At 70.0% G+C, this 24027-nt stretch carries 23 protein-coding genes; 16 read left to right on the forward strand and 7 right to left on the reverse strand.

The annotated features are described in order from the left end of the window. Positions 1 to 48 precede the first annotated feature (48 nt). Complete coding sequence (locus tag ABEA24_RS12235) at positions 49 to 1194, forward strand: epoxide hydrolase family protein (protein WP_345430861.1); 1146 nt, start codon at positions 49 to 51, stop codon at positions 1192 to 1194. A gap of 49 nt (positions 1195 to 1243) precedes the next feature. Here the strand turns inward: ABEA24_RS12235 and ABEA24_RS12240 are convergent, their stop codons facing one another. Next, the gene (locus ABEA24_RS12240; protein WP_345430862.1) at positions 1244 to 2209 is read right to left on the reverse strand and encodes an ArsR family transcriptional regulator; all 966 of its coding nucleotides are present in this window, start codon (positions 2207 to 2209) and stop codon (positions 1244 to 1246) included. 59 nt (positions 2210 to 2268) lie between these two features. On the opposite strand from ABEA24_RS12240, the gene ABEA24_RS12245 reads away from it, so the two are divergent. Both ABEA24_RS12245 and ABEA24_RS12250 read left to right on the forward strand, forming a co-directional pair. After that, on the forward strand, positions 2269 to 3561 hold the full coding sequence (locus ABEA24_RS12245; protein ID WP_345430863.1) for an MFS transporter: 1293 nt from the start codon (positions 2269 to 2271) through the stop codon (positions 3559 to 3561). 116 nt (positions 3562 to 3677) lie between these two features. After that, positions 3678 to 3944 carry a hypothetical protein gene (locus ABEA24_RS12250; RefSeq protein ID WP_345430864.1) on the forward strand — a complete coding sequence of 89 codons (267 nt, stop codon included), beginning with the start codon at positions 3678 to 3680 and terminating at the stop codon, positions 3942 to 3944. Between the two features lie 85 nt (positions 3945 to 4029). On the opposite strand, the gene ABEA24_RS12255 is transcribed toward ABEA24_RS12250, so the two are convergent. Beyond that, complete coding sequence (locus tag ABEA24_RS12255; RefSeq protein ID WP_345430865.1) at positions 4030 to 4668, reverse strand: SIMPL domain-containing protein; 639 nt, start codon at positions 4666 to 4668, stop codon at positions 4030 to 4032. A 143-nt stretch (positions 4669 to 4811) separates the two neighbouring features. Between ABEA24_RS12255 and ABEA24_RS12260 the strand changes: the two genes are divergently transcribed. Next, complete coding sequence (locus ABEA24_RS12260) at positions 4812 to 5762, forward strand: DNA polymerase domain-containing protein (protein ID WP_345430866.1); 951 nt, start codon at positions 4812 to 4814, stop codon at positions 5760 to 5762. A gap of 97 nt (positions 5763 to 5859) precedes the next feature. Further along, positions 5860 to 6555: a nucleoside triphosphate pyrophosphohydrolase gene (locus tag ABEA24_RS12265; RefSeq protein WP_345430867.1), complete on the forward strand. Its 696-nt coding sequence runs from the start codon at positions 5860 to 5862 to the stop codon at positions 6553 to 6555. A gap of 65 nt (positions 6556 to 6620) precedes the next feature. Here ABEA24_RS12265 and ABEA24_RS12270 read toward each other — a convergent pair whose 3' ends face one another. Continuing rightward, positions 6621 to 7112 (reverse strand): LURP-one-related/scramblase family protein, encoded by a 492-nt coding sequence (locus ABEA24_RS12270; RefSeq protein WP_345430868.1) that lies wholly within the window; start codon positions 7110 to 7112, stop codon positions 6621 to 6623. A 167-nt stretch (positions 7113 to 7279) separates the two neighbouring features. On the opposite strand from ABEA24_RS12270, the gene ABEA24_RS12275 reads away from it, so the two are divergent. The 5 genes from ABEA24_RS12275 (at position 7280) to ABEA24_RS12295 (ending at position 13041) form a co-directional block, all read left to right on the forward strand. Beyond that, the gene (locus ABEA24_RS12275; RefSeq protein ID WP_345430869.1) at positions 7280 to 8032 is read left to right on the forward strand and encodes a DUF429 domain-containing protein; all 753 of its coding nucleotides are present in this window, start codon (positions 7280 to 7282) and stop codon (positions 8030 to 8032) included. A gap of 101 nt (positions 8033 to 8133) precedes the next feature. Next, positions 8134 to 9867 carry an ABC transporter ATP-binding protein gene (locus ABEA24_RS12280; RefSeq protein WP_345430870.1) on the forward strand — a complete coding sequence of 578 codons (1734 nt, stop codon included), beginning with the start codon at positions 8134 to 8136 and terminating at the stop codon, positions 9865 to 9867. A gap of 171 nt (positions 9868 to 10038) precedes the next feature. Continuing rightward, a complete protein-coding gene (locus ABEA24_RS12285) occupies positions 10039 to 12075 on the forward strand; it encodes an ABC transporter ATP-binding protein (protein ID WP_345430871.1) in 2037 nt (678 codons plus the stop codon). 25 nt (positions 12076 to 12100) lie between these two features. Next, complete coding sequence (locus ABEA24_RS12290) at positions 12101 to 12535, forward strand: SUKH-4 family immunity protein (protein ID WP_345430872.1); 435 nt, start codon at positions 12101 to 12103, stop codon at positions 12533 to 12535. A gap of 35 nt (positions 12536 to 12570) precedes the next feature. Beyond that, positions 12571 to 13041, forward strand: a complete 471-nt coding sequence (locus ABEA24_RS12295; protein ID WP_345430873.1) for a cupin domain-containing protein — start codon at positions 12571 to 12573, stop codon at positions 13039 to 13041. Between the two features lie 118 nt (positions 13042 to 13159). On the opposite strand, the gene ABEA24_RS12300 is transcribed toward ABEA24_RS12295, so the two are convergent. Beyond that, positions 13160 to 14086 (reverse strand): NADP-dependent oxidoreductase, encoded by a 927-nt coding sequence (locus ABEA24_RS12300; protein ID WP_345430874.1) that lies wholly within the window; start codon positions 14084 to 14086, stop codon positions 13160 to 13162. Positions 14087 to 14339: 253 nt separating this feature from the next. Here ABEA24_RS12300 and ABEA24_RS12305 point away from each other — a divergent pair, with 253 nt between their 5' ends. The 4 genes from ABEA24_RS12305 (at position 14340) to ABEA24_RS12320 (ending at position 18124) form a co-directional block, all read left to right on the forward strand. After that, positions 14340 to 15749: an RNA-guided endonuclease InsQ/TnpB family protein gene (locus tag ABEA24_RS12305; RefSeq protein ID WP_345431428.1), complete on the forward strand. Its 1410-nt coding sequence runs from the start codon at positions 14340 to 14342 to the stop codon at positions 15747 to 15749. Between the two features lie 39 nt (positions 15750 to 15788). After that, complete coding sequence (locus ABEA24_RS12310) at positions 15789 to 16652, forward strand: helix-turn-helix transcriptional regulator (protein ID WP_345430875.1); 864 nt, start codon at positions 15789 to 15791, stop codon at positions 16650 to 16652. Positions 16653 to 16699: 47 nt separating this feature from the next. Next, positions 16700 to 17278, forward strand: a complete 579-nt coding sequence (locus tag ABEA24_RS12315; RefSeq protein ID WP_345430876.1) for a TetR/AcrR family transcriptional regulator — start codon at positions 16700 to 16702, stop codon at positions 17276 to 17278. Between the two features lie 66 nt (positions 17279 to 17344). Further along, positions 17345 to 18124, forward strand: coding sequence for an SDR family oxidoreductase (locus ABEA24_RS12320; protein WP_345430877.1), 780 nt, complete (start codon positions 17345 to 17347; stop codon positions 18122 to 18124). A gap of 88 nt (positions 18125 to 18212) precedes the next feature. On the opposite strand, the gene ABEA24_RS12325 is transcribed toward ABEA24_RS12320, so the two are convergent. The 3 genes from ABEA24_RS12325 to ABEA24_RS12335 form a co-directional block, all read right to left on the reverse strand. Next, a complete protein-coding gene (locus ABEA24_RS12325; RefSeq protein ID WP_345430878.1) occupies positions 18213 to 18980 on the reverse strand; it encodes a hypothetical protein in 768 nt (255 codons plus the stop codon). Between the two features lie 97 nt (positions 18981 to 19077). After that, positions 19078 to 21141 carry a hypothetical protein gene (locus ABEA24_RS12330; protein WP_345430879.1) on the reverse strand — a complete coding sequence of 688 codons (2064 nt, stop codon included), beginning with the start codon at positions 21139 to 21141 and terminating at the stop codon, positions 19078 to 19080. 224 nt (positions 21142 to 21365) lie between these two features. After that, positions 21366 to 22025: a GNAT family N-acetyltransferase gene (locus ABEA24_RS12335; protein WP_345430880.1), complete on the reverse strand. Its 660-nt coding sequence runs from the start codon at positions 22023 to 22025 to the stop codon at positions 21366 to 21368. Between the two features lie 194 nt (positions 22026 to 22219). On the opposite strand from ABEA24_RS12335, the gene ABEA24_RS12340 reads away from it, so the two are divergent. Further along, positions 22220 to 23401 (forward strand): cytochrome P450, encoded by a 1182-nt coding sequence (locus ABEA24_RS12340; protein ID WP_345430881.1) that lies wholly within the window; start codon positions 22220 to 22222, stop codon positions 23399 to 23401. Between the two features lie 129 nt (positions 23402 to 23530). Further along, the gene (locus tag ABEA24_RS12345; RefSeq protein ID WP_345430882.1) at positions 23531 to 23953 is read left to right on the forward strand and encodes a PPOX class F420-dependent oxidoreductase; all 423 of its coding nucleotides are present in this window, start codon (positions 23531 to 23533) and stop codon (positions 23951 to 23953) included. Positions 23954 to 24027: the final 74 nt, after the last annotated feature.

The following is a 24027-nucleotide window of genomic DNA, read 5'->3' on the forward strand; positions in this document are numbered from 1 at the left end:
TCCTCGCCGGGGAGTGTCCGTCCGTACACACTCCGCAGTGAAGGAATCATGACCGTAACGCCTTTTCAGATCGCTGTTCCCGACGACGTCCTCGACGACCTGCGCACGCGCCTGGCCCGTACGCGCCTCACGACGGCGTCCGACTCCACCTTCTGGGCGGCCGGCACCGACCCCGGCTACCTCGGCGAGCTCGTCGCCTACTGGGCGGACGAGTTCGACTGGCGCGCCGCCGAGGCCGCGCTCAACGCCTACCCGCACTTCGTCGCCGAGGTCGCCGGCCGGCAGGTGCACTACATCCACATCCGGGGCGTCCGGGCCGAAGGGGCGCCCGCGCCGCTGCCGCTGATCCTCACGCACGGCTGGCCGAGCAGCTTCGTGGAGATGCTGCGGGTCGCCCGGCGGCTCGCCGACCCGGCGAGTCACGGCGGCGACCCCGCCGACGCGTTCGACGTCGTCATCCCGTCGCTGCCCGGTTTCCTGTTCTCCGACCTGCCCGCCGGGCCGTTCACCCGCAGGGGCGTCGCGGAGATCTGGCACACGCTGATGACCGAGACCCTCGGCTACGAGAGGTTCGGGGCATTCGGCGGCGACATCGGGGGCGGGGTCACCCAGTGGCTCGGCGCGCTGTACCCCGGTGAGGTCGCGGGCGTCCACACGACCTCGGCGGTCGTCACGACCGACTTCGCCGACCGGCCCCCGACCGTCGAGGAACAGAAGTTCCTCGACGACCTGGACGCGTACGACGAGAAGGACGGAGGCTACAGCGAGATCATGCTGACCCGGCCGGACACGATCGCCGCCGCGCTGATGGACTCCCCCGCCGGGCTCGCCGCCTGGATCGTCGACAAGTACCGCGACTGGACCGACTGCGGCGGGGACCTGGAGAGCCGCTGGGACAAGGACACGTTGTGCACGGTCGCGACCCTGTACTGGGCGACCGGCACGATCGGCTCGTCCTTCCGGCAGTACTACGACTATCCGCGGAACCGGCCGGTCCCGAGGATCACCGTCCCCGCGGCGGTCACCCTGAGCAACGAGCCGGCGTTCCGCACCTTCCCCAAGAGCCTCGCCGAGCGGATCTACCCGGATCTGCGCCACTGGCACCGGGCGGAGCGCGGCGGGCACTTCATGGCGCATGAGGAACCCGAGCAGGTGGTCACCGACCTGCGCGCGTTCTTCGGACCGCTGCGCTGAGGTCCGGGTCCCTCGCGGCGCGCCGCCGCGAGGGACCCCCTACTGAGTCTCACCGGGCCTGCGCGGTCACCAGGACGTCCCCGGCCGCCGTGCGGTAGTACAGCACCGACCGTCCGGCGCGGCGCCGCCGCACCAGCCCGGCGTCGAGCAGCACCTTCAGGTGACGGCCCACGGAGCCGAGGCCCTGGCCGGTCAGGGCCACGAGCTGCGTGGTGCTCTTGGGCGTGTCCAGGAGCATGAGGACCCTCGCCCGCGCGTGCCCAAGCAGCGCGCCGAGCGCGCCGGGCACCGGGGCGGGGTCCGGCGTCGCCAGCACGCCGGAGCACGGGTAGATCACGGCGTACCGGCCGGTCTCCCAGGACACCCACCCCACGCCGGGCGTGACCGGCACGAACAGCAGCCGCACGCTGGACAGGTCGCGGGGCGGGTAGTCGTGCGGGTTGACCTGAAGCCGCCCCTCCCCGAGCCAGCGCATTCCCGGACGCATGGCGTCCAGCGCGGCGGCCCATCCGCCGTGCGTCAGCTGTCCGGTCCGCGCCACGACGTCGGCCTCGATGATCCGGCGGCGGCGGGCCCAGTCCGGCCGGACCATCTCCGTCCAGATCCACTCCAGCAGGCCGGCGAAGCGTTCGGCGAGGTCTGAGCGGCGCAGTTCGCCCGGGACCGGGCCGCCCAGCGCGACCTCCAGGTGCGCGTGGACCTGGTCGGCGGGCGTCTCGCGGATCCGGGCCAGCTCCTGATGGAAGCCGGGGTCCGGCTCGCCGGTCGGCGTCGGCGTCGCGAAGTCGGCGATGTAGCGGGGACGAAACGTCGCCCGCAGCAGGAGCGCGGTGATCGGGTCGTCGGCCAGCCGCGCCCGGAAGGCGGGCAGGCGGGCGTCGAGCCACGCCCGCTCGCCGGGGTGCGCGGCCGTCCCCTTCGCCATCGCGAGCAGGCACGCGCTGGTCTCGGCCAGGGGCGAGACCACGAACCGGCTCTCGGCGAGGGTGTCCGTGCTGATCCGCCACCAGCCCATGTTTCGCCTCCCCGCGAAACATTAGTGGGCCCGCGAGCCCCGCCCCGACACTCCCGATCATGCCCCTCACCTATCGCGGTCTCTTCCGCACGCCGGAGTTCACGCCCATGTTCGCCGGCGCGTCGGCGAGTGTCGCCGCGTCCACTCTGAGCTCGCTCGCGCTGGGCACGCTCGTCTACGCGGACACCCGCTCGCCGCTGCTGTCCGCGCTCAGCATGTTCGGCCCCTCGCTCGTCCAGGTGATCGGGGCGGCGACGCTGCTCTCGGCGGCCGACCGGCTGCCGCCGCGCGCGGCCACGGCGGGGCTGGCCCTGGCCTTCGGCCTCGGCACCGCCGTGCTGGCCGTCCCCGGGCTCCCGATCTGGGCCGTGTTCGCGGTGATCACGGCGCTGGGGCTGATCGGCTCCGTGGGCGGTGGCGTACGGTACGGGCTGCTCAGCGAGATCCTTCCCGGCGAGAGCTACCTGCTCGGCCGTTCAGTGCTCAACATGGCCGTCGGCACCATGCAGATCTTCGGGTTCGCGGCCGGGGGCGCGCTGCTGACGGCCATGTCCCCGCGCGGCACGCTGCTGACGGGCGCCGCCCTCAACCTCGTCACGGCGGCCGTCGCCTGGTTCGGCCTCACCGGGCGCCTGCCGCGCGCCGCCGGGCGGCCGTCGGTCGCGGCGACCTGGCGCACCAACGCGCGGCTCTGGTCGTCGCCGCCGCGCCGCTACGTCTACCTCGCGCTCTGGGTGCCGAACGGGCTGATCGTCGGCTGTGAGTCGCTGTTCGTCGCGTACGAGCCCCGGCACGCGGGTCTGCTGTTCGCGTTCGCGGCCGGCGGGATGCTGATCGGGGACACGGTGGCCGGCCGGTTCGTCCCCGGGCGGTGGAGGCGGCGGCTCGACGCCCCGCTGCGCCTGCTGCTCGCGGCGCCGTACCTGGTGTTCGCGTCGCACCCGGCGCTGCCGGTCGCCCTGGCCGCCGTCACGCTCGCCTCCATCGGGTACTCGGCCACGCTGCTCCTCCAGGAACGCCTGATGGCGCTCACGCCGAAGGACGTGCACGGGCAGGCGCTGGGGCTGCATTCGGCCGGCATGCTCACCATGCAGGGCGTCGGCGCCACCCTCGCCGGAGCGGTCGCCCAGCACACGTCCCCGGCCCTGGCCATGGCCGCGATGGCGGTCGCCTCGGTCGCGGTCACCGTCCTGCTGGCCCCCGGCCTGCGCGGCGATCCCCGAACCACCGCCTCCCCGGACGTTTCAGGGGCGGATACCGCCGAAGGTAATGTCCGTCCGGAGACGACCGAAATAAGTGACCACGAAAAGCCGAAAAGTGAGTCAAGTCTGCTGTCTAGCGAATTGCAGTGATTTCCAGCGGGGAAGAACGACCGTCAGTGCGCCGTGATGCGCGCCGGTCGGGCCGGAAACGCGTTCGCAGAAGTCCGGCGGCCATCCGATCCCGAAATCCCGAGGAGGTCACATCGATGAAGGTACCCATGGGACTTGTCGTGTCGGGCCTGGTCTTCGCAGGTGGCATCACCCTCGCGGCCACACCGGCGAACGCGGCCACCGGCCAGGGGAAGGTCACCGCCTCCGCGCAGGGCGCGGCACATGAGGCGACCGTCGCCGCGAATCGCGACAGCCGTCCCCGATGCCGCAAGTACGTACGCGGGCACTGGGTGCACACCCGCCGAGGAAGGGTCTTCATGGCCGGCTACTGGCTGCCGCGAGGCTGCGTGCACCGCCGCTGACATTTCACCGCTTACGGCCTGAGGCCAAGGGGGAGCGGAGGCTCCCCCTTCCGGCGGTCCTCCGGTCACCCCGGTTCTTCCCGAATCAGTCCCGATTGATCGAAAAACCGAGGATGACGGCCGCCGACACGACGACATGCCCGGGCGCGAGGTCCTGGGGCGACGCCTCACCACCGCCGCCGTGGCCGCGATACCGCTCATGCCCGACCTGCTGGGGGTCGACGTCGTCGATGTGCAGGACGGCACCGAGCCGGACTCCCGCCGCCTCGGCGTACAACTCGGCCTTCCGGCGAGCCGCGCCGACCGCCTTCCGTCGGGCCTCGGCTCTCAGTTCCCCCTTCGCGGACACGTCGAAGTCGACGGACTGGATCTCGTTGGCCCCGTCGTCGACCAGGTCGACCAGCAGGGACTGGATGTCGTCCAGCCGACCTGACTCGACGACGAAGGAGGCCTGGCACTCATAGCCGAGGAACTTGCGCTCGTTCCCATAACTCCAGGAGCTCTTGAGGCCGAGCTGTGAGCGTTCGACGGCAGCGTCGGGCACCTGGTGATTCCGCAACGTCCGACGCACCAGCCGCACCGCGTCGCTCGCCCTCGCGAAGGCCTTCGACGGCGTCTGCTCCACCCTGATCACTTTGAATCTGGCCCGGACGAGATCCGGCATCGCCTTGACACTCGCCGCACCGTACGTGGCGATGCCCCAGGGCCGTTCCACCATCTGCATGCCGATGATCTAATCAGTCGTGCCCGGCGAGGAGCGGGCGTTTCGACGGCGGCGCCCGGACCTTCGCGACAATGGCACCGGGCGGCATGGCGGGCTCCGGCCCGGGCATGGTCGAATTCGTCCGGACGTCGGAGGGTTGAGCGATGAGCGGCGAAGGCGAGCAGCGGGACGGCGTGACGCTGACCAACCTGGACCAGCCCCTGTTCGAGGGCGCGGAGGCGACGAAGCGGGACCTGGTGGACTACCTCGACGCGGTCGCCGACCGGATCCTGCCGGCACTGCGCGGCCGGCCGCTGTCGGTGATCCGCGCGCTGCGCGGCCAGGAGCCGTTCATGCAGAAGAACCTGCCGCGCTACGCCCCGTCGTGGATCCCGAGCGTGCGGATGTGGGCGGAGGCCTCGCACCGGCAGGTGACGTACGCGCTGTGCGACGACCGCCGGACGCTACTGTGGTTCGCCAACCAGCGCGCCGTCGAGTACCACCCCACGCTCCTGCGCGGCGACCACGTGACCCACCTCGTCCTCGACATCGACCCCCCGGAGGCCGGGGCGTTCGACCGGGCCGTCCGCGCGGCCCGGCTGGTCCGCGAGGTGCTGGCGGACTCCGGCCTGACCGGCGCCGTCAAGACCAGCGGGGCCAAGGGCGTCCACGTCTTCGTCCCGATCGACGAGCAGGCGACGGTGGAGGAGGCCGCCGCGGCGACCCGGGCGATCGCGGCCCGCGCCGAACGCCTGGACCCCGTGCTCGCCACCACCGCCTTCATCCGGGAGGACCGCGGCGGCAAGGTCTTCATCGACTCGACCCGGGCCGGCGGGGCGACCGTCGTCGCCGCCTACAGCCCGCGCGTACGGCCCGGGGCGCCGGTCTCGTTCCCGGTCGCCTGGGACGACCTGGACGAGGTGACCCCGGCGGACTTCACGATGCGCACGGCGAGGGCCCTACTCGCCGACGGCGACCCCTGGGCGGAGCGGATGCCCGGCCCGCAGTCCCTCGATCCCGGCCTGGTCGCGGAGGGCCGCACGATCCCGGTCGCCCGCGTTCAGGCGATGCACGAAGGCAAGCGCCGCGCTCGCGCCCGCCGCACCGAGACCTGATCGACCGTACGGAACCTGATGTCCAACATCAGCGCGAGGCGCCCCCTCCCAGCCCGAACCTGACACGCGCTGCCGCCCCGCGCCCCAGACTGACCGCATGAGCCATGCCGACAATCCTTACGGTGACCCGTCCGACGGGGACAGCGGGACGCCACGCTCTCTCGACCGCGTCCTGGCGGACGTGGCCGCCGAACGCGCGGCCCAGGATGTGATGTGGGGCGTCCAGGACTTCCCCGACGGCACCGGGCCTGAGCACGCCACCGCGGCCGACGCCGCCAAGCGCGACTGCCGGGACGCCTGGCGCGGTGCCCGGCTGACCTGGCGGCACATCCTCGCCGAGGAGTTCCACGAGGCGCTGGCCGAGACCGACCCGCGAGCCTTGCGCACCGAGCTGGTCCAGACCGCCGCCGTCGCGGTCAAGTGGGTCCAGGCCCTCGACCGCCGCGACGGCGACCTGACGCACCACGCCAAGGCCGGTCCCGGACGGCTGGAGAAGCTCGTACGCGACCGAGTGCCCGAGCTCATCCGGGCCGCCGGCCGCGTCCCCGAGGTCCGGGTCGCCGGCGACGGCGAGTACCGCATGCTGCTGCACGCCAAGCTGTACGAGGAGGTCGGGGAGTTCGCCGAGTCGGGCGCGGTGGAGGAACTCGCCGACATCCTCGAAGTGGTCTACGCCCTCGCGGCCGCGAACGGCGTCGAGCCCGACGACCTCGACCGTCTCCGAGCCGCCAAGGCGGCCCGGAACGGATCCTTCGCACAGCGCCAGGTGCTGCGCCGCCCCGAGGACCAGTGAGCCCACCGCCACGCGGCTCGGACGGTTCTCCGGCGATCCGGAAGGTCACGGGATACGCCCGGCGGTCAGTCGTCCTCGCGCCGCGCGTCCGCGGCGAGTTCGTCGACCGCGACGGCGACGGCGAGGACCAGCGGGACGTCGGGGTGGTGGACCTCGACCCCGTACGTGTCGCGGAGCCGGAACCACTTGCGGGACGTCTGGGCGACGACGCCCTCATCGCCCTCGATCACGTAGTTCTTCTCGATGAGGTCGCCGCTCGCCGTCCACTCCCGCCCGTCGGCGAGCTCGATCAGCATCTTGTGCCGGAGCGGGCTGAACAGCTTCTTGTGCACCTTGGCCGCCGTCTCTCCGTCGCGTTCGACGACCATCGTGTCGCGGATGCTGACCATCTTCTTGCGGATGACGGCGAGCACCTCCCCCCCGGGCCCCTTGAGCTCGAAGGTCTGACGCAGCCGCAACGCCTTCCCGTCGACGAGGAAGACGCGCTCGCCCGCCTCGTCCTCGACCCAGAAATCCTCGCCGATGCCGAACACCCGCTCACGCAGCAGAAACTTCACGGCGCCTCCCTGACCGATCGTCCTCAACGGCAGAAGCGTCCCCGCGGCGCGGTCGATCACACCGGCGGCGGCGCCTCAGATCCCTCCCGAAGCCCAACGTCCGAAGGGCGCGTGGCGCCTCCCGTACGACGGCCGGCGGTCCGAAGAACGCGGCTTATCGTGAACCCGTGCTCGCTCTTGGAGTCGATCTCGCCGCGGAGGCGGCCAACACCGCGCTGGCATGGCTGGAGTGGGGCCCTGACGGCTGCTCGGTTCGCGAGGTCCACTGCGGCTGTGACGACGAAATGCTCGTCGACGCGCTCCTGTCGGCGGACAAGGCCGGCATCGACTGCCCGTTCGGGTGGCCGGTCCCGTTCGTCGAGTTCGTCGCGGCGCACCGGTCGGGGAACGTCGATGTGCCCGCGGCGACGCGCGGACGTGACTGGCGCCGGAACCTCGCGCTTCGGCTGACCGACCGGGTCGTCCACGACCGCACCGGCCTGACCCCGCTGAGCGTCTCCGCCGATCGGATCGGCCACGCGGCCATGCGCTGCGCCGCGCTGCTGGCCCGCCTCGCACGGGCGGGCAGCCCGGTGGACCGCTCCGGGAGCGGCGTCGTCGCCGAGGTCTACCCGGCCGCGTCCCTCAAGCTGTGGGGGCTGCCGCACCGCGGCTACAAGCGCCCGGGCGACCTCGCGGCCCTCGGACGGCTGGTCGACGCCCTGCGGGAAGCGGCACCCTGGCTGGATCTGGGCGCATGCGATGCACTCTGCCGCCGCTCCCACGACGCCACGGACGCGGTGATCGCGGCACTCACCGCGCGAGCGGCGTACCGCGGCCTCACCGCCGCGCCGGGACCGGGTGAGATCGAGGCGGCGACGTCCGAGGGATGGATCGCGCTGCCCACGAGTCCTCTGGCCGGCCTTCGGCCCAGAGCGTAAGCATCCCGTTTCATACTTTTTCCGGTTGCACGTGCCTGAGGCGATTTGGCACCGTAGGGCGGTTCCCCTCCCTCACCATCCCCTCGCGGAGAGAGTCCCGAGTGCTGATCCGACTCTTGCGCGCCCATCTGCGCCCCTATCGCCGGCCGCTGGCGCTCGTCGTCGCGCTGCAGTTCGTGCAGACGCTCGCCACGCTCTACCTGCCGACCCTGAACGCCGACATCATCGACAAGGGGGTGGTCAAGGGCGACACCGGCTACATCATGAGCACCGGTGGCGTCATGCTCGCCATCTCCCTCGTCCAGATCGTCTGCTCGGTGGGCGCCGTCTACTTCGGCGCCCGTACCTCGATGGCCGTCGGCCGCGACATACGGGCCGCCATCTTCACCCGCGTCCAGGCCTTCTCGGCCCGTGAGGTGGGCAGGTTCGGCACCCCGTCGCTGATCACGCGGACCACGAACGACGTGCAGCAGGTCCAGATGCTCGCCCTGATGACCTTCACCATGATGGTGGCGGCTCCGATCATGGGCGTCGGCGGCATCGTGCTGGCGCTGAACCAGAACGTGACGCTGTCCTCGCTGCTGCTCGTCATCGTCCCCATCCTCGGCCTGGTGATCGGGCTGATCATCACGCGGATGCGGTCACTGTTCCGGCTGATGCAGGAACGCATCGACACCATCAACCGGATCCTGCGCGAGCAGATCACCGGCGTCCGGGTCATCCGCGCCTTCGTCCGGGACGCCCCCGAGCAGCGGCGGTTCGGCACGTCCAACACCGAACTGCTCGACGTGTCACTGGCGACCGGCCGGCTGATGGCCTTCATGTTCCCGCTGGTGATGCTGGTGGTCAACGTCTCCAGCGTCGCCGTCCTGTGGTTCGGCGGTCACCTGATCAGCGACGGGTCCATGAAGGTCGGGGCGCTCACGGCGTTCCTGAGCTACCTCATGCAGATCCTGATGTCGGTCATGATGGCGACCTTCATGTTCATGATGGTGCCGCGCGCGGAGGTGTGCGCCGAGCGCATCCAGGAGGTCCTGGAGACCGAGTCGAGCGTCGTCCCGCCGGCCGACCCGGTGCGAACCCTGAACGTGCACGGCCATCTGGAGCTGCGGGACGTCGAGTTCCGGTTCCCGGGCGCCGAGGAGCCCGTACTGTCCGGTGTCGACCTGGTCGCGCGGCCCGGTGAGATCACCGCGATCATCGGCTCGACCGGCAGCGGCAAGACCACGCTGCTGAACCTCGTCCCGCGGCTCATGGACGCCACCGGCGGCACCGTGCTCGTCGACGGCGTCGACGTCCGCGAACTGGACCCGGTGACACTGTCGGACGCGGTCGCGCTGGTCCCGCAGAAGCCGTACCTCTTCTCCGGCACCGTCGCCTCCAACCTGCGGTACGGCGAACCGGACGCCACCGACGAGGACCTCTGGCACGCCCTGGAGATCGCCCAGGCCAAGGACTTCGTGGAACGCATGGAAGGCCGCCTGGACGCCAAGATCGACCAAGGCGGCACGAACGTCTCGGGCGGCCAGCGCCAGCGCCTGGCCATCGCCCGCGCGCTCGTCCGCCGGCCCGAGATCTACCTGTTCGACGACTCGTTCTCCGCCCTGGACTACGCGACCGACGCCGCCCTGCGCGCGGCACTGGCGGCCGAGACCGCCGACGCGACCGTCGTCATCGTGGCGCAGCGGGTCTCCACCATCCGGCACGCCGACCGCATCATCGTCCTCGACGAGGGCCGGGTCGTCGGCACCGGCACCCACCACGAGCTGATGGACACCAACGCCACCTACCGGGAGATCGTGCTGTCCCAGCTCACCGAGCAGGAGGCCGCGTGAGCGAGCCGCAGGGGCGCGACACGGTCCGGGCCGGGGAGCGCGACGACCGAAGTCATGGAAGGCGGCGTCTCGGGGCGCCGCGAAGGCGAGCGGGGGACACAGCATGAGCGAGCGTAGCGAGCGAATCGAAAGCACAGCGCGCCTGGTCACTCCTCCGACGAAGGAGGCCGTATGAGCGGAGGACAGAACGGGAGCGGGGGGCAGAACGGGAGCGGGCCCGCGCCCTCGGGTAACGGCGAACGGGCGGTGCCCCAGCGGGGGCCGGGACCGGCCGGCGGGGCGGGCATGGCCCGTGGGCCGGCGGCGTTCATGGCCGGGCGGTCGATGGAGAAGTCCCTGGACTTCGGCGGATCGAGCCGGCGGCTGCTGAGCATGCTGCGGCCCGAGCGGCCGCTGATCGTCGGCACGCTGCTCCTGGCCACGGCGAGCGTCGCGACGACGGTGGTCGGCCCGAAGATCCTCGGCCGCGCCACCGACCTGATCTTCGCCGGCGTCCTCGGCCGCCAACTGCCCGCCGGCCATTCCAAGGCCGAGGTGGTCGCGCATCTGCGGAGCACCGGCCAGGGCAGGCTCGCGGACATGCTGAGCTCGATGGACGTCGTGCCCGGGCACGGCATCGACTTCGGCAAGGTCGGGATGGTGCTGCTGGCCGCGCTGGCCCTGTTCGCGGTGGCCGCGGTCCTCGGCCTGATCCAGGGCCGGCTCACGACCACGATCGTGCAGCGGGCGATGTTCCGGCTGCGTGAGCAGGCGGAGACCAAGCTGGCCCGGCTGCCGTTGAGTTACTTCGACCGTCAGCCGCACGGTGAGGTGCTCAGCCGGGTCACCAACGACATCGACAACCTCGCCCAGACGCTGCAGCAGACCCTCAGCCAGATGCTGACCTCCCTGCTCACCATCGTCGGCGTGCTCACGATGATGATCCTCATCTCACCGCTGCTGGCCCTCATCGCGCTGGTGACCGTGCCGATCGCGATGGTGGTCGCCTCCCGGATCGGAAAGAAGGCGCAGCCTCAGTTCATCAAGCAGTGGGCCACCACGGGCCGGCTGAACGGGCACATCGAGGAGATGTACACGGGCCACTCGCTGGTCAAGGTGTTCGGGCGCCAGAAGGAGTCGGTGGAGACCTTCCGGAAGCACAACGACACGCTGTACGCGTCGAGTTTCAAGGCGCAGTTCATCTCCGGCCTGATCCAGCCCGCGATGATGTTCATCGGCAACATCAACTACGTCCTCGTCGCGGTCGTCGGCGGCCTGCGGGTCGCGTCGGGCGCGCTGTCGCTGGGCGACGTGCAGGCGTTCGTGCAGTACTCCCGGCAGTTCACCCAGCCCATCACCCAGGTCGCGAGCATGGCGAACCTGCTGCAGTCCGGGGTCGCCTCGGCCGAACGCGTCTTCGCGCTGCTGGACGCCGAGGAGCAGGAGCCCGACCCGGAGACGCCCATGCGGCCGGAGGAAGTGCGCGGGCGTGTCGTCTTCGAGCACGTGTCGTTCCGCTACAACCCGGACACGCCGCTGATCGAGGACCTGTCCCTGGCCGTCGAACCGGGCCAGACGGTGGCCATCGTCGGCCCGACCGGCGCGGGCAAGACCACCCTGGTCAACCTGCTCATGCGGTTCTACGAGGTCACCGGCGGCCGGATCACCCTGGACGGGGTGGACATCGCCGCCATGACCCGCGAGGACCTACGCGCCAGGACCGGAATGGTGCTCCAGGACGCCTGGCTGTTCGGCGGCACCATCGCCGACAACGTCGCCTACGGAGCCGCCGACGCCACCCACGAACAGGTCGTCGAAGCCGCACGCGCGACCTACGTCGACCGGTTCGTCCGCACACTGCCCGACGGGTACGAGTCCGTCATCGACGACGAAGGCACCAACGTCAGCGCCGGTGAGAAGCAGCTGATCACCATCGCCCGGGCGTTCCTCGCCCGGCCGACGATCCTCATCCTGGACGAGGCGACCAGCTCGGTCGACACCCGCACCGAGGTGCTGATCCAGCGTGCGATGAACTCGCTGCGCAAGGGACGGACAAGCTTCGTCATCGCCCACCGCCTGTCCACCATCCGCGACGCCGACCTCATCCTCGTCATGGAATCCGGCAGCATCGTGGAACAGGGCACCCACGACGAGCTCCTCAAGGCCGACGGCGCCTACGCCCGCCTCTACAAGGCGCAGTTCGCCCAGGCCGTCGCGGAGGTCGACTGACGTCATCCGGTGGCAGACTTCGCTCGTGGAATCCGACGACGCGATCGAGCGGGCCCTCACCCCGCTGCGCCCGATCACCTACGCGAAGATCCCGGTCGAGGGACGGTGGCGGAAGCCGCCGTTCCCCGACCACCTCCTCGACGGCAGGACGGTGGCCGTGGTCTGCGAGGATTCCGGGATCTCGCTGCTCGGCGTCGACCGGGACGGCGGCGAGGTCCTGATCGTCGGCGCGGACGAGGGACCGCGGCCGGTCAACCGGTCGGCGGCGCTGCTGGTCGCCTGTGCCGAGGTGTTCCGTAAGGCTCGCCGCGAGGCGAAGAGGGCCGAGGACGACGACGAGGAACTGGAGGCGATCGCCGCCCGTACCCTCGCCGCGTTCGCCGAGATCGACCCGCACGCGGTACGGGACGAGAACCAGGTGTGGTCCGTCGCCGCCGAGGAACTCGGCTACGGCCTGTAGAGGCGGCCGGCCCGGTGATCGGGCAGGATGCGATCATGACCGATTCCGCGAAGGGCCGTCCGCTCCTGCGCACGCCGGGTGAAGGCGAACTCATCGAGGTGGCCGGCGTCGACCATCTCTTCCGGCTCACCGGGACGCATACCGGAGGCCGGTTCGCCTTCGAGGAGTTCACGCTGGGCCCCGGCGTGCTGGGCGCACGGCCGCATGTCCACCACGGCCACGACGAGTACTTCTACGTCCTCGACGGCGAACTGACGCTGCACAACGGCGACGGTGAGATCACCGCAGGGCCCGGGCATCTGCTGGCCGCCGTACGCGGGACCCCGCACGGCTTCCGTAACGCCGGTGACGTGCCGGTGCGCGGCCTGTGCCTGTACACACCGGCGGGATACGAGGACTACTTCCGGCAGGTGCACGCGGAGGTGCAGGCCGGCGCGGAGGTCACCGACGAACTCCTCACCGAGTTCCGTGCGCGCTTCCAGACCACGCCCTATCCACCTCCCTGAAGCCGCACCGGCGGTGCCCGGCTTCCACGGTGCCTCGGCCGCCCGCGACGGCCGGGTCTGAGCCTGGCCGATCAGGCCGTGCGCGGCGGTCGTGGCGCGCACGGCCTCGCTCGGCACCTCACGGCTTGAGGACGATCTTGCCCCGGGTGTGGCGCTGCTCCAGCTCGCGGTAGGCGTCCTGGACCTGGTCGAGGGGGTAGGCGCGGGCGACCGGGATCTCCAGCTGCCCCTTGTCGATCAGCGCGGCCAGCTCGGCGAGTACGTCCGCACTCGCCGCGGCCGCGTTCCCCTCGATCTTGGCCCCGTGCTTCTCGGCGGCCGCCCAGTCGATGATGGTGTCGATCCGCTCGGGAGCCACTCCCAGGTCGATCGCGAGATCGACGTAGCCGGAACCGAAGGTGTCGATGAATGCGTCGACCTTCCCGTCGGGTGCGGCGGCGGCCCTGATCCGGTCGGCGACGCCGTCGCCGTACGCGACCGGGATCGCCCCGTTGTCCGCGAGCCATGCGTGGTTGGCCTCGCTCGCCAGGCCGATCACCCGGGCCCCCGCGTTGCGGGCGAGCTGGACCGCGAGCGTCCCCACCCCCCCGGCGGCGCCGGAGATCACGACCGTGTCGCCGGGTCCCGCCGCGACGGCGCGTACCGCCGCGTACGCCGTGGTCCCCGCGACGAACAGCGCCCCGGCCTGGTCCCAGGGGACGCCCGCCGGCCGGTGGATGAGGTTCTCGGCCTCGACGAGCACGAACTCCGCGTGGCTCGCCCGGTCGTCGGTGAAGCCGATCACCTCGTCACCGGCCGCGAACCCCGTGACGCCCTCGCCGGCCTCCTCGACGACCCCGGCCAGGTCGCTGCCCTGGCCCGAGGGGAACGTCGCCGGCCACCGCTCGTGCAGCGCCCCCTTCCGGATCATCGCCTCACCCGGGTTGATCGCCGCGGCCTTCACCCGTACGAGGACCTCTCCGGGCCCGGGAAGTGGCTGGTCCACATCGACCACCTGGAGAACATCGATCCCGCCGTACTCCTCGAACCTGACTGCTTTCGGCATCGCAATCTCCCTGATCTTGGCTTCTCCGGCCGGTGGAGGCCGGACACCGACCAGGCTGCCAAGCGTTCACGGCCGGGACGAGCGGACGGTTCTTCCTAGGATTCCGTGTCCTTGTTTGCCCGATCGGCCTCGACGATCAGGCTCTTCGGTGATCAGGTCACCCACGGATGGCTGGTGGCGCTGTTTTGTCGTAGGCACTTGTTGTAATCATCTCGTGCCTCGACGTGTTGATCCGGATGCTCACCGGGTGGTGATGCGCACCGCCCGGGTCGGCCTGCGCCTCACGCCCGCCCAGCGGCGGCGGTGCTTCGGATTGCTCGTGGCAGCCGGGGACGTGTGGGCTTGTGCGCTGGATATGAACCGGTGGCGGCGCCAGCGCGGCCTGCATGCGATCACGAACTTCCAGCAACTGTGCCGGGAACTCCACAAGGCTGGGCCTGGAGCGTTCGGGGAGTTGAACTCCACCTGTGCCGAAGGCGTGCTGCGCCGCTACAGCGAGGCGTGGTTCGCCACCGCCAAGCGCCGCCAGAGCGGTGATGCCACCGCGCGGTACCCGCGCCGTAAGCGTCGCCTGCTCCCGGTGCGGTTCCGCTATCGCTATTTCGCTTTCGACGGTCAGCGACTTCGGCTGGCGACCGCACGAGGGTGCCCGCCGCTGTGGGTCCGGCTGGATCGCCCTGTGCCCTACCCGGTGGAGCAGGTCCGGTCGGTCACTTTGCTCAACGAGGGTCGCCGGTTGTTCATGGAGGTGACCGCCGAGGTCCCGGTCGCTACCTATGAGCGGGGGTGTGGGCCGGATCCGGGTCGCGTGGCTGGGGTGGATCCGGGGGTGATCCATCCGTTCGCGGTGGCTGGACCGGGTGGGGAGGGCCTGGTGGTGTCGGGACGGGCGATCCGCGCCGAGAGCCACCTGCACCTCAAAGACACCAAATACCGCCGCCGCAAGATGGCCGCACGGGGCCCTAAGCCGGGGCAGGCGGGGTCGCGGCGGTGGCGGAAGTATCGGGCTCGCCAGCGGAAACTCGAGGCCCGGCACAAGCGGCGGGTGAGGCAGGCGCAGCATGAGGCCGCCAAGACCGTGATCGGCTGGGCGGTGCAGCGCCGGGTCGGGACGTTGGTGGTCGGTGACCCGCGCGGTGTGCTGGACCTCAAGGCCGGGCGGCGCCACAACCAGCGCGTCCGGGACTGGCGGGTCGGGTATCTAATCCGCTGTTTGAAGGACAAGGCCGAACAGGCCGGGATCCGCGTCGTGCTGGTCGATGAGCGTGGCACGTCTTCGACCTGCCCGGCCTGCGAGCGGCGGGTTCCCAAACCCACCGGCCGGATCTTCACCTGTTTGCATTGTGGTTTCAGCGGGCACCGCGACTTGGTCGGCGGCGCCAACATCGCCCGGCGTGGACCGGGCGGACCCATCACCACCAAGACCAAGTTTCCGGTGGTGATCACGCACCGTCGAGCCGGACGGCACCTCCCCGGTACCGGACCAGCCCGGCGTGACCCCAGACGACGCCCCCATCACGGCACCGTCAACGGGCCCATTGGCCGGCCGCGGCCCGCCCCACCACCCAGTGGGGAGTCGCTCGCCTTGCGAGGATCAACCAATGATGGTCAAACACGACCAACGAAGGTTGATGCGGCACTAGGATCGCGGATCCCTGGCTGAGCATCCGGAGCCGTGGACAACCTCGGCGATGATGGCGCTATGCAGATGGACCGCCGCGAGCTCGCCGATTTCCTCCGTCGCTCCAGGGAGCGACTGCGCCCCCAGGAGGTCGGCCTGCCGGCCGGACCGCGCCGCCGTACACCCGGGCTGCGGCGCGAGGAGGTCTCCCAGCTCGCCGGGATGTCCGCCGACTACTACATGCGCCTCGAGCAGGCCAGAAGCCCCCAGCCCTCGCCGCAGATCCTCAGCTCGCTGGCCCACGCGCTGCGCCTGACCGACGACGAGCGCGACCACCTCTACCTGCTGGCGGGGCACCGGCCGCCCGCAGGCCGGCTGGCGGGCGACCACGTACGGCCGAGCCTGCTGTACCTGCTCGACCAGCTCAAGGAGGCCCCGGCGCACATCACCAACGACCTCGGTGACCTCCTCGCCCGCAACACCATGGCCGAGGCGCTCCTCGGCTGCATCTGCTCGGTCCGCGAGCAGGACCGCAACTTCGTCTGGCGGTGGTTCACCGACCCGACGATCCGGCGGATCTACTCACCGGAGGAGCGCGAGCAGAACAGCCGCGCCAACGTCGCGGACCTGCGGGCCTCCGTCGCCCGGCGCGGCAACGACGCCGCCTCCACCCGCCTGGTCGCCCGGCTGCGCGAGGTCAGCGCCGAGTTCGCCGCCCTGTGGGAGCTGCACGAGGTCGCGGTGCGCCACGCCAGCCGGGTGCGCGTCGACCATCCGGCGATCGGGCCCATCGAGCTCGAGTGCGAGATGCTGCTGAGCCCGGCCGAGGACCAGCGGCTGACCATCTTCACACCGCCGCCGGGCACGTCCAACATCGACCACCTGAGCCTGCTGCGCGTCCTGGGCCACGACGACTTCACCCCCGCCGCCCCCGAACGCCGCTGACGACCGATATTTGAATCACAGCTCCAGATTGCTGTACGGTCGCCGACGTGGCACGCACCAAGGGATTCGACCCTGACGCAGCGGTGGACGCGGCGATGGAGGTGTTCTGGGCCAACGGCTACGCGAACACCACTCCACGGCGGCTCGGCGAGGCGCTGGGCATCGGCCAGGGCAGCCTGTACAACGCGTTCACCAGCAAGCACGCGCTGTACGAGCGGGCGCTGCGCCGCTATTACGAGCGCGAGACCGTCCGGCTGATCGAGGTCCTGGACGGGCCGGGATCGCCGCGGGCACGACTGCGGGCCGCCCTCGACCTGGTCGTCACCGCCGCCCTCGATGACCGGGAGCGGCGCGGATGCATGGCCGCCAACGCCGCGGTCGAGTTCGCCGGCAAGGACGACATCGTGCACCACCTGGTGTGCCGCATCTTCGATCGGCAGGAGGCGGCGTTCCGCAGCACGATCGAGGAGGGCCAGCGCGCCGGCGAGATCGACCGGGACCTCGACGCGACGGCCCTGGCCGCCTTCTTCCTCGCGACGATCAACGGCATCCGGGTGCTGGCCAAGGCGGACCCGAGCCCGAAGCGGCTCGCGACGATGGCCGAGACCGCGCTGCGCGCGCTCTGAGGCACCGCTCGGCGAGTGTCTCATCATGCCCAAATTTTGTAGCTGTAACTCAAGAATGGAGCGCTAATGGATCTGCAGCTGAACGGGAAGGTCGCCGTCGTCACCGGCGCGAGCAAGGGCATCGGGCTGGCCATCGTCCGGTCGCTCGTCGGCGAGGGCGTCCGGGTGATCGCCGCCGCCCGAACGGCAGGCCCGGAGCTGGCCGGGTTGGGCGACGCCGTGACCGCGATACCGGTGGACCTGGCCACCCCGGACGGCGCCGAGATCTTGGCGGCCCGGGTCGGCGAGGCCGACATCCTGGTCAACAACCTCGGCGGCGTGGTCGACGCGAGCATGCGGGCCGGAGGCTTCCTCGGCGTCCCCGACGACGCCTGGCAGCGGACGTACGAGCTCAACCTCTTCAGCACCGTACGGGTGACGCGGGCGCTACTGCCGGGCCTGCTGAGGCGCCGTGGAGTGGTCGTGAACATCTCCTCGATCGGGGCGCGGGCGGCGTTCCAGCCGGTCGACTACGGCACCGCCAAGGCGGCGATGACGAACCTGAGCAAGGCCCTCGCCGAGGAGTTCGGGCCGCAGGGGCTGCGCGCCCTGACGGTGAGCCCGGGACCGACCAGGACACAGAACTGGGGCGACCCGGACGGCTACGCCGGCGAACTCGCCCGCGAGGCCGGGATGGCCCTGGACGAGTTCCTCGCCGGAGTCCCCGAGCGGATGGGCATCACCACCGGCAGGCTCACCGAGCCGGAGGAGACGGCCGCGCTGGTCACCTTCCTCGTCTCCCCACAGGCCGGCAACCTCACCGGCGCCGACTACCTCGCGGACGGCGGCGTGATCAAGACCGTCTGACCGAGGCCGTCGCCTAACGAACGCCAGGCGGCCGAAATCGAGGGCGTACGGGCCGCGGAGCGGCGGGCGTACGCCCTCAGCGGACAGATCAGTAGGGTTTTGCCGGCCAGTAAGCGACCGTGCCGAGCGTCAGCGCGTCAGGCCAGGCATCCCGATCCGTCTCCTCTTTCCCGTTGAACGCGACCCGCAACGCATCGGCGGTCACAGCTCCGAGATCCAGATCGTTCCGGGCGTAATGCACTTCGACCCGCTTGTCCCCGACCTCGTACAGCGGAGCGGTTTCCTCTATCGTGCCCGCCACCCACACATCGGGCAGATGGAGGCTGAGCCTGGTCAGCAGCTTCGTCCCTTGTTCTTTGTCGGTATCCGAGGCGACGTCGCAACCGAAGAGCACGACGACGGCGTCATCGTCCAGCGCATAGCGGAGTTCCAGCAACTCTCCGGAGACGTCTTGCAGCCGTGTGTACTTCAAGTCGTATCTGCGGTCGTACTCCTCCCGCTGCAACCCGGTGGCAGGGTCGGTGTTCCCGGCGACTCCGAAGAGGCCGTGGGTCGCATGTCCACAGAAGGCCACGCAGCCGAACAGCGTGTCGCGTTCTCGCAGCTTCTTGACCGCATCGGCGATGCTGTAGACGCGAATGGCCTCCTGCGCGAATCTGCAGTTGGGAATGCTTTCACGGAAGTTGTGGATGTTCTTCCCTTTTAGAGGGATCGACGCATCGTAGATCAAAGCTCTTGGGCCAGCCGGAACTGGTACGTAGTCCTCAGCAGCGCCACCTTTCTTCTTTTTCTTCTTCTTCTTTTTCTTCTTGGCGGTCACCGGCGCCGTCGGGGTGGCGGCGTTTTCCTTCTCCATCGCTCTATCATGCGTGATGTCATTCTGGTCGCCGAGTGGCAGATCCTCACCGGCGGATTTGTCGTCGCGAAACGGCTCCATGACGGTCGTGCCCCGGTCAGCCCGCCGTGGCGGGGGGCTGGGCCGGCTTCTGGCCGTTGGATTCGACGGCGGTGAGCGCGGCGTGGTCGATCTGGTTGACGACCTGCGGGGTCGGGAACAGCGTGCGGTACAACTCGGCGCCCGCGGTGTCACCCTGATCGATCAGCCGTAGGGCCAGCCGCAGCCTTTCCGTTTCGGCCTGCTGCCGGTCGTTGTCGACCTGCCGTGCCCGTACCGCCTGTTCCTGGAGGCCGGTGGAGTAGTCGTCCAGCGCGTTCCCGTCGCCCAGGAAAGAGTCGACGGTGACGCCATCGGTGCGCAGTACGTACTGATCGGCCGAGACGACGATGCCGGGGACGATGTGCTCACGCCCGTCGGGACCGGTGTAGGACGAGGTGAAGTCCGGCGTGATCCGCACGGTGCCCGGCTGGTCTTTCTCGGCCGGAAGCGTCGTGATGAAGCCCGGCTGGGCCTGGCCGCGGTAGTCATTGATCGTCTGCAGCGCCTCGACGATGCCGGCCCGCACCTTGGCGATGCTCTCCGGCCGCATACAGTCACCGAGCAGCCGGTCCAGGTCGGTCAGGGGCACCTCATCGCGGGATTCGGCGTGCCCGTTGAAGAACGCCACCCGTACATCCACGAGATGCAACAGGGTGACGTACTCCTGGTTCATCTGCCGGAAGACGAAGTTGAGCGTGCGGCTGACGTTGATGTTCTCGAGCGTCCGCTCGACCGCCGTTTCCTCGCCCTGTTCCAGTTTGACGTCCATGCTGGTGTCGATCTGCACGTCGCGGCGGGAGGATGCGCGGGCGGTGTTCTGGCTGACGGCGTTGGTGAGGTTCTTGGTGAGTTCCTCGCGAGCGTTGTTGGAACTGCCGGACACGCCGCCGCTGACCTTGGCGCTGGCGCTGCCCCAGCCCCAGTTCGCCTGGCCCTCCGCCTCCGCCTCGGCGCGATATTCGAAGCTCTTGCCGACGTTCGACTGGTTGGACTGCTCGGAGTTGACCGTGCGGGCGAATTCGTTCTGGGTCTCACTGTTGGTGGCGTCCAGGATCGAGGCGCTGTTCTGCATGCTCTCGGCCGAACGCTTGTACGTGCTGATCCGGATGCTCGTCTCCTCACCGGGGAGCAGCGAGAAGGTCTTGATCGTACGGCCGGCGCCGTAGCGGGCCGGGAAGGACGTCAGCCGGTAGTACTCCACCAGCACGAGACCGGGACGGCAGTGCTCAGGGGCGGCCAGGAACCGGTAGGTGTATTCACCGGTGGGAGCGCGGCTGACGACCAGGCGGGCGCCGGCGAGAAATTGCTGCACCACCGTGGCCTCGTCCAGGCCGGAGATCGCCTGTAGCACCCCTGCACGGCCGGCCTGATCCTCGCTGCCCGCCACGTTGGGGAATATCACCGGATCGAAGTAGCCGGTGGACTTGGCGGTCTGCCATGCCGCGGCGATCCGCTCGCGGGTCAGCGCGATCGGCGGGAGCCGTGTTCCGATCGTCTCGACGCCGGTATCGGGATCCTCGTAGCCGTGCAGATAGATCAGCGGTGTCTTGGGCTCCGGCCGCAGGCGGTCCTGTTCCGCCAGGCTGGTGAAGGCCAGTGGCTGGTCGGTCAACCGGAAGTACAGGTGGCGCCCGGCGAGTGCCTGCACGACCGGCTGGCCGAAGTCGATCGGGACGACCACGTCCTTGACGTTGCCGCTACCGCGGTAGTTCAGGCGGAACGTGAGCGAGTTGCCGTGGACCTGGTCCGCCGTACCCCCGCCCTGTTGGTTCACCTTGAGCTGGATCGCCAGGATCTCGTGACCGCTGTCGGCCGTCACGACCCCGAGTGGAAGTCGCGTGCCGGACTCGTCGTAAGCGGCGCAGGTGAGGTCGAATCCCTCATCGGCGAGCAGGTAGATCTTGCACATTCCCTCCAGTCCGGGTTCGACGACCGGATCCAGCCAGTAACTGATCCCGGGGAAGGTCAGCCAGGCATCGGAGTCCACCGGCAGCGAAATGATGTGCTGTCCGCGGTAGCTGGTCGGCTCCGGAAGATCTTGACCGATCACCGCGGTCGCCGCCGGAACGATCTGTTCCACGCGCCCTCCTCAGGACATTGGATTGAGGGTCCAAGACTCAGCGCGTACCAGCGAACAAACCATCCGGAGAAACACTGACAAATACCCGCAAAGACGACTAAAAACAGATTCGCGCCGCCCCCCAGAAGCGACCGAAATCAACCTTTGCAGCCGCCCTCAATCGGCATTCCACATCGGATCTCGCCTCCGCGTCACCGGCGTGGAACGGTCCCGGGATGAGCCGATCAAGACGCGTCGGCGTCGTCCAGGCCGAACAGGGGCAGGCACGGGGCCAGACCGTCGACCGTGACGGGCACGGTCCGCCGGGCCTGCCAGCGAGCGCAATCGAGACGCAACCGGCGGCACACCACGGGGCGCCCGCGCACGACGTAGCGATCGATCCCGTTGTCCTCGTAGCCGAGCTTGCGGGAGACCGCGAAGGAGGCCGCGTTGTCGGCGAAGGCGGCGGAGACGGCGTGTTCCGCGCCCAACCCGGCGAACGCCAGATGCAGCACCGCGGCGCGCATCTCGGTGCCGATCCCCTGCCCCTGATATCGCCGTCCCAGCCACGACCCCGTCGACACCTCGCGCAGGACCGCGAAGTCCTTCCCGGTCATCCCCTGGGTCCCCACGATCGTGCCGTCGAACTCGACCACCAGGTTGAGCACCCACGCCGACGGTTTCCAGGCCGCCCACTGCGACCAGTGATACTGCAAGGTCCCGCGCGCCCGCTCGATCGGCGGGGCATCCGTCCACGGCATGGCGAACGGCTGCACGTCCGGGTCGTGGACGCCGTCGACCGCCACGTCGGCCAGCGCGTCCAGATCCTCCAGGGTCGGAACCCGGAGCCGCAGCCGCGGCGTGCTCAGCCGCAGATCGAAGAGTGGCCAGTGTGACGACACCATGTTCACGATTGTGGAAGACCACGCCCTTCGACCGCATCTGCTTTTCGCGCCTCCGCCGGGGTGGGGGCATATGGCCGAGGATCGTCGTCCCTTGGCCCCGACGATCCTCGGCGATCCCGGTCCGCGCGGTGGCGGCACGCGCATATCCGCGAAATGCTCACCTCAATGAATGGCGGCGACGAGGACGGCATGCGGTGGATCTGAATTACAGCCCGTACGATTTCGGCATTCACAATGACCCTTATCCGGTCTATGCGCGGCTGCGCGAGGAGGCGCCGGTCTTCCGCAACGAGCCGGACGACGTCTGGGTACTGTCCCGGCACGCCGACGTCCAGGCGGCGCTGCGCGACTCCGCGACGTTCTCCAGCGTCAACGGCCTGCGCATCGAGCCGGCGTTCTGGGGGCCGGACGCCGAGCGGTTCTTCTCGTTCGTCGCCATGGACCCGCCCAGGCACACGCGCGTGCGCGGCCTGGTGTCGCGGGCGTTCACCCATCGCCGCGTCCAGGAACTGGAGCCGCGGCTGCGGGAGCTCGCCCGCGCGTACCTCGACCCACTGCTGGACGGCGAGCCGTTCGACCTCATGACCGACTTCGCCGGGCCCTTCCTCGCGGACGTGATCTCCGAGCTGGTGGGCGTCCCGGAGGCCGATCGCGGTGAGGTACGCCGGCTGGGCGCCGCCATCATGTACCGCGACGAGGAGTCGACCGACCTGCCTCCCGAGGCGCTTCAGGCGATCGGCGCGCTGGTCGGCTACTACGCCGAGCTGACCAGGGAGCGCGCCCGCGGGCGCCGGGACGATCTGCTGTCCGGGCTCCTGGACGCGGCCGAAGGGGACGACCGGCTGACCCTCGAGGAGATCGTCGGTGTGGCGATCCTGCTCGTCGGCGCGGGCATCGAGACCTCCATGCTGACGCTCGGCAACGCCTGGTACGCCGCCTGGCGGCACCCGGATCAACGCGCCAGGGCCTTCGACGGCCGGGTGGCGGACTGGATCGAGGAGACCCTGCGGTACGACCCGCCGCCCCAGGCCCTCGCCCGTACGACGACCGCCGAGGTGGAACTGCACGGGACGACCCTCCCGGCGCAGTCCCGGGTCCTGCTGCTCATCGGCTCGGCCAACCGCGACCCACGCGTCTTCCCCGACCCGGACCGCTTCGACCTGGACCGGGACACCGGCTCGTCGCTGGCCTTCGGCAGCGGCCGCCACCACTGCCTGGGCGCCAACCTAGGCCGCCTCGAGACCCGGATCGCCCTGGAGGAGATCGTCAAGGTCGTCGCCGACTACGACATCGACACCGACGGCCTGCGGCGGATCCACTCCACCAACAACCGCGGCTTCGCCACCCTGCCGACCAACGTCACCGCCCGCCGCTGAGACCCACCCACCGAGTCCGCGCATGACACGGGGCGGTGCGGAAGCCTCTCCCGGGGGTGTGGCAGCGTGGATACCCGTCCCGGGATCACCCCGGCGTGATCCATCGCCATGCGCACACCAGGAGGACTCATGTCGAAGCCGCCGCTCCCTGAGGCCGAAGTCGCCATGCTGAGCAGGCCCAATCCCGCCGTCATCGCCACCCTCCGATCCGACGGACAGCCGGTGTCCACGGCCACCTGGTATCTCTGGGACGACGGCCGGGTGCTGATCAACATGGACGAGAGCCGCAAGCGGCTCGACCACCTGCGTAACGACTCCAGGGTCACGCTGACGGTCCTCGACGGCGATGACTGGTACTCCCACGTCACCCTGATCGGACACGTCGCCGAGATGCGGGACGACGAGGGCCTGGCCGACATCGACCGGCTGTCGCGGCACTACACGGGCCGGCCGTACCCTCAGCGGGAGCGCCGCCGGATCAGCGCCTGGATCGAGATCGACGTCTGGCACGGCTGGGGCACCTTCCGGGACAGCGACCAGCCGACCAGTTAGCGGCCGGCCGGGCCGGCATCGCGGACGGGAAGGCACGCTCTGCCCCGAGACAAGGCAGAGCCGGAGTGAGGAGA

The sequence above is a fragment of the Actinoallomurus vinaceus genome, assembly GCF_039542055.1.
In the GTDB taxonomy this organism is placed as follows: domain Bacteria; phylum Actinomycetota; class Actinomycetes; order Streptosporangiales; family Streptosporangiaceae; genus Actinoallomurus; species Actinoallomurus vinaceus.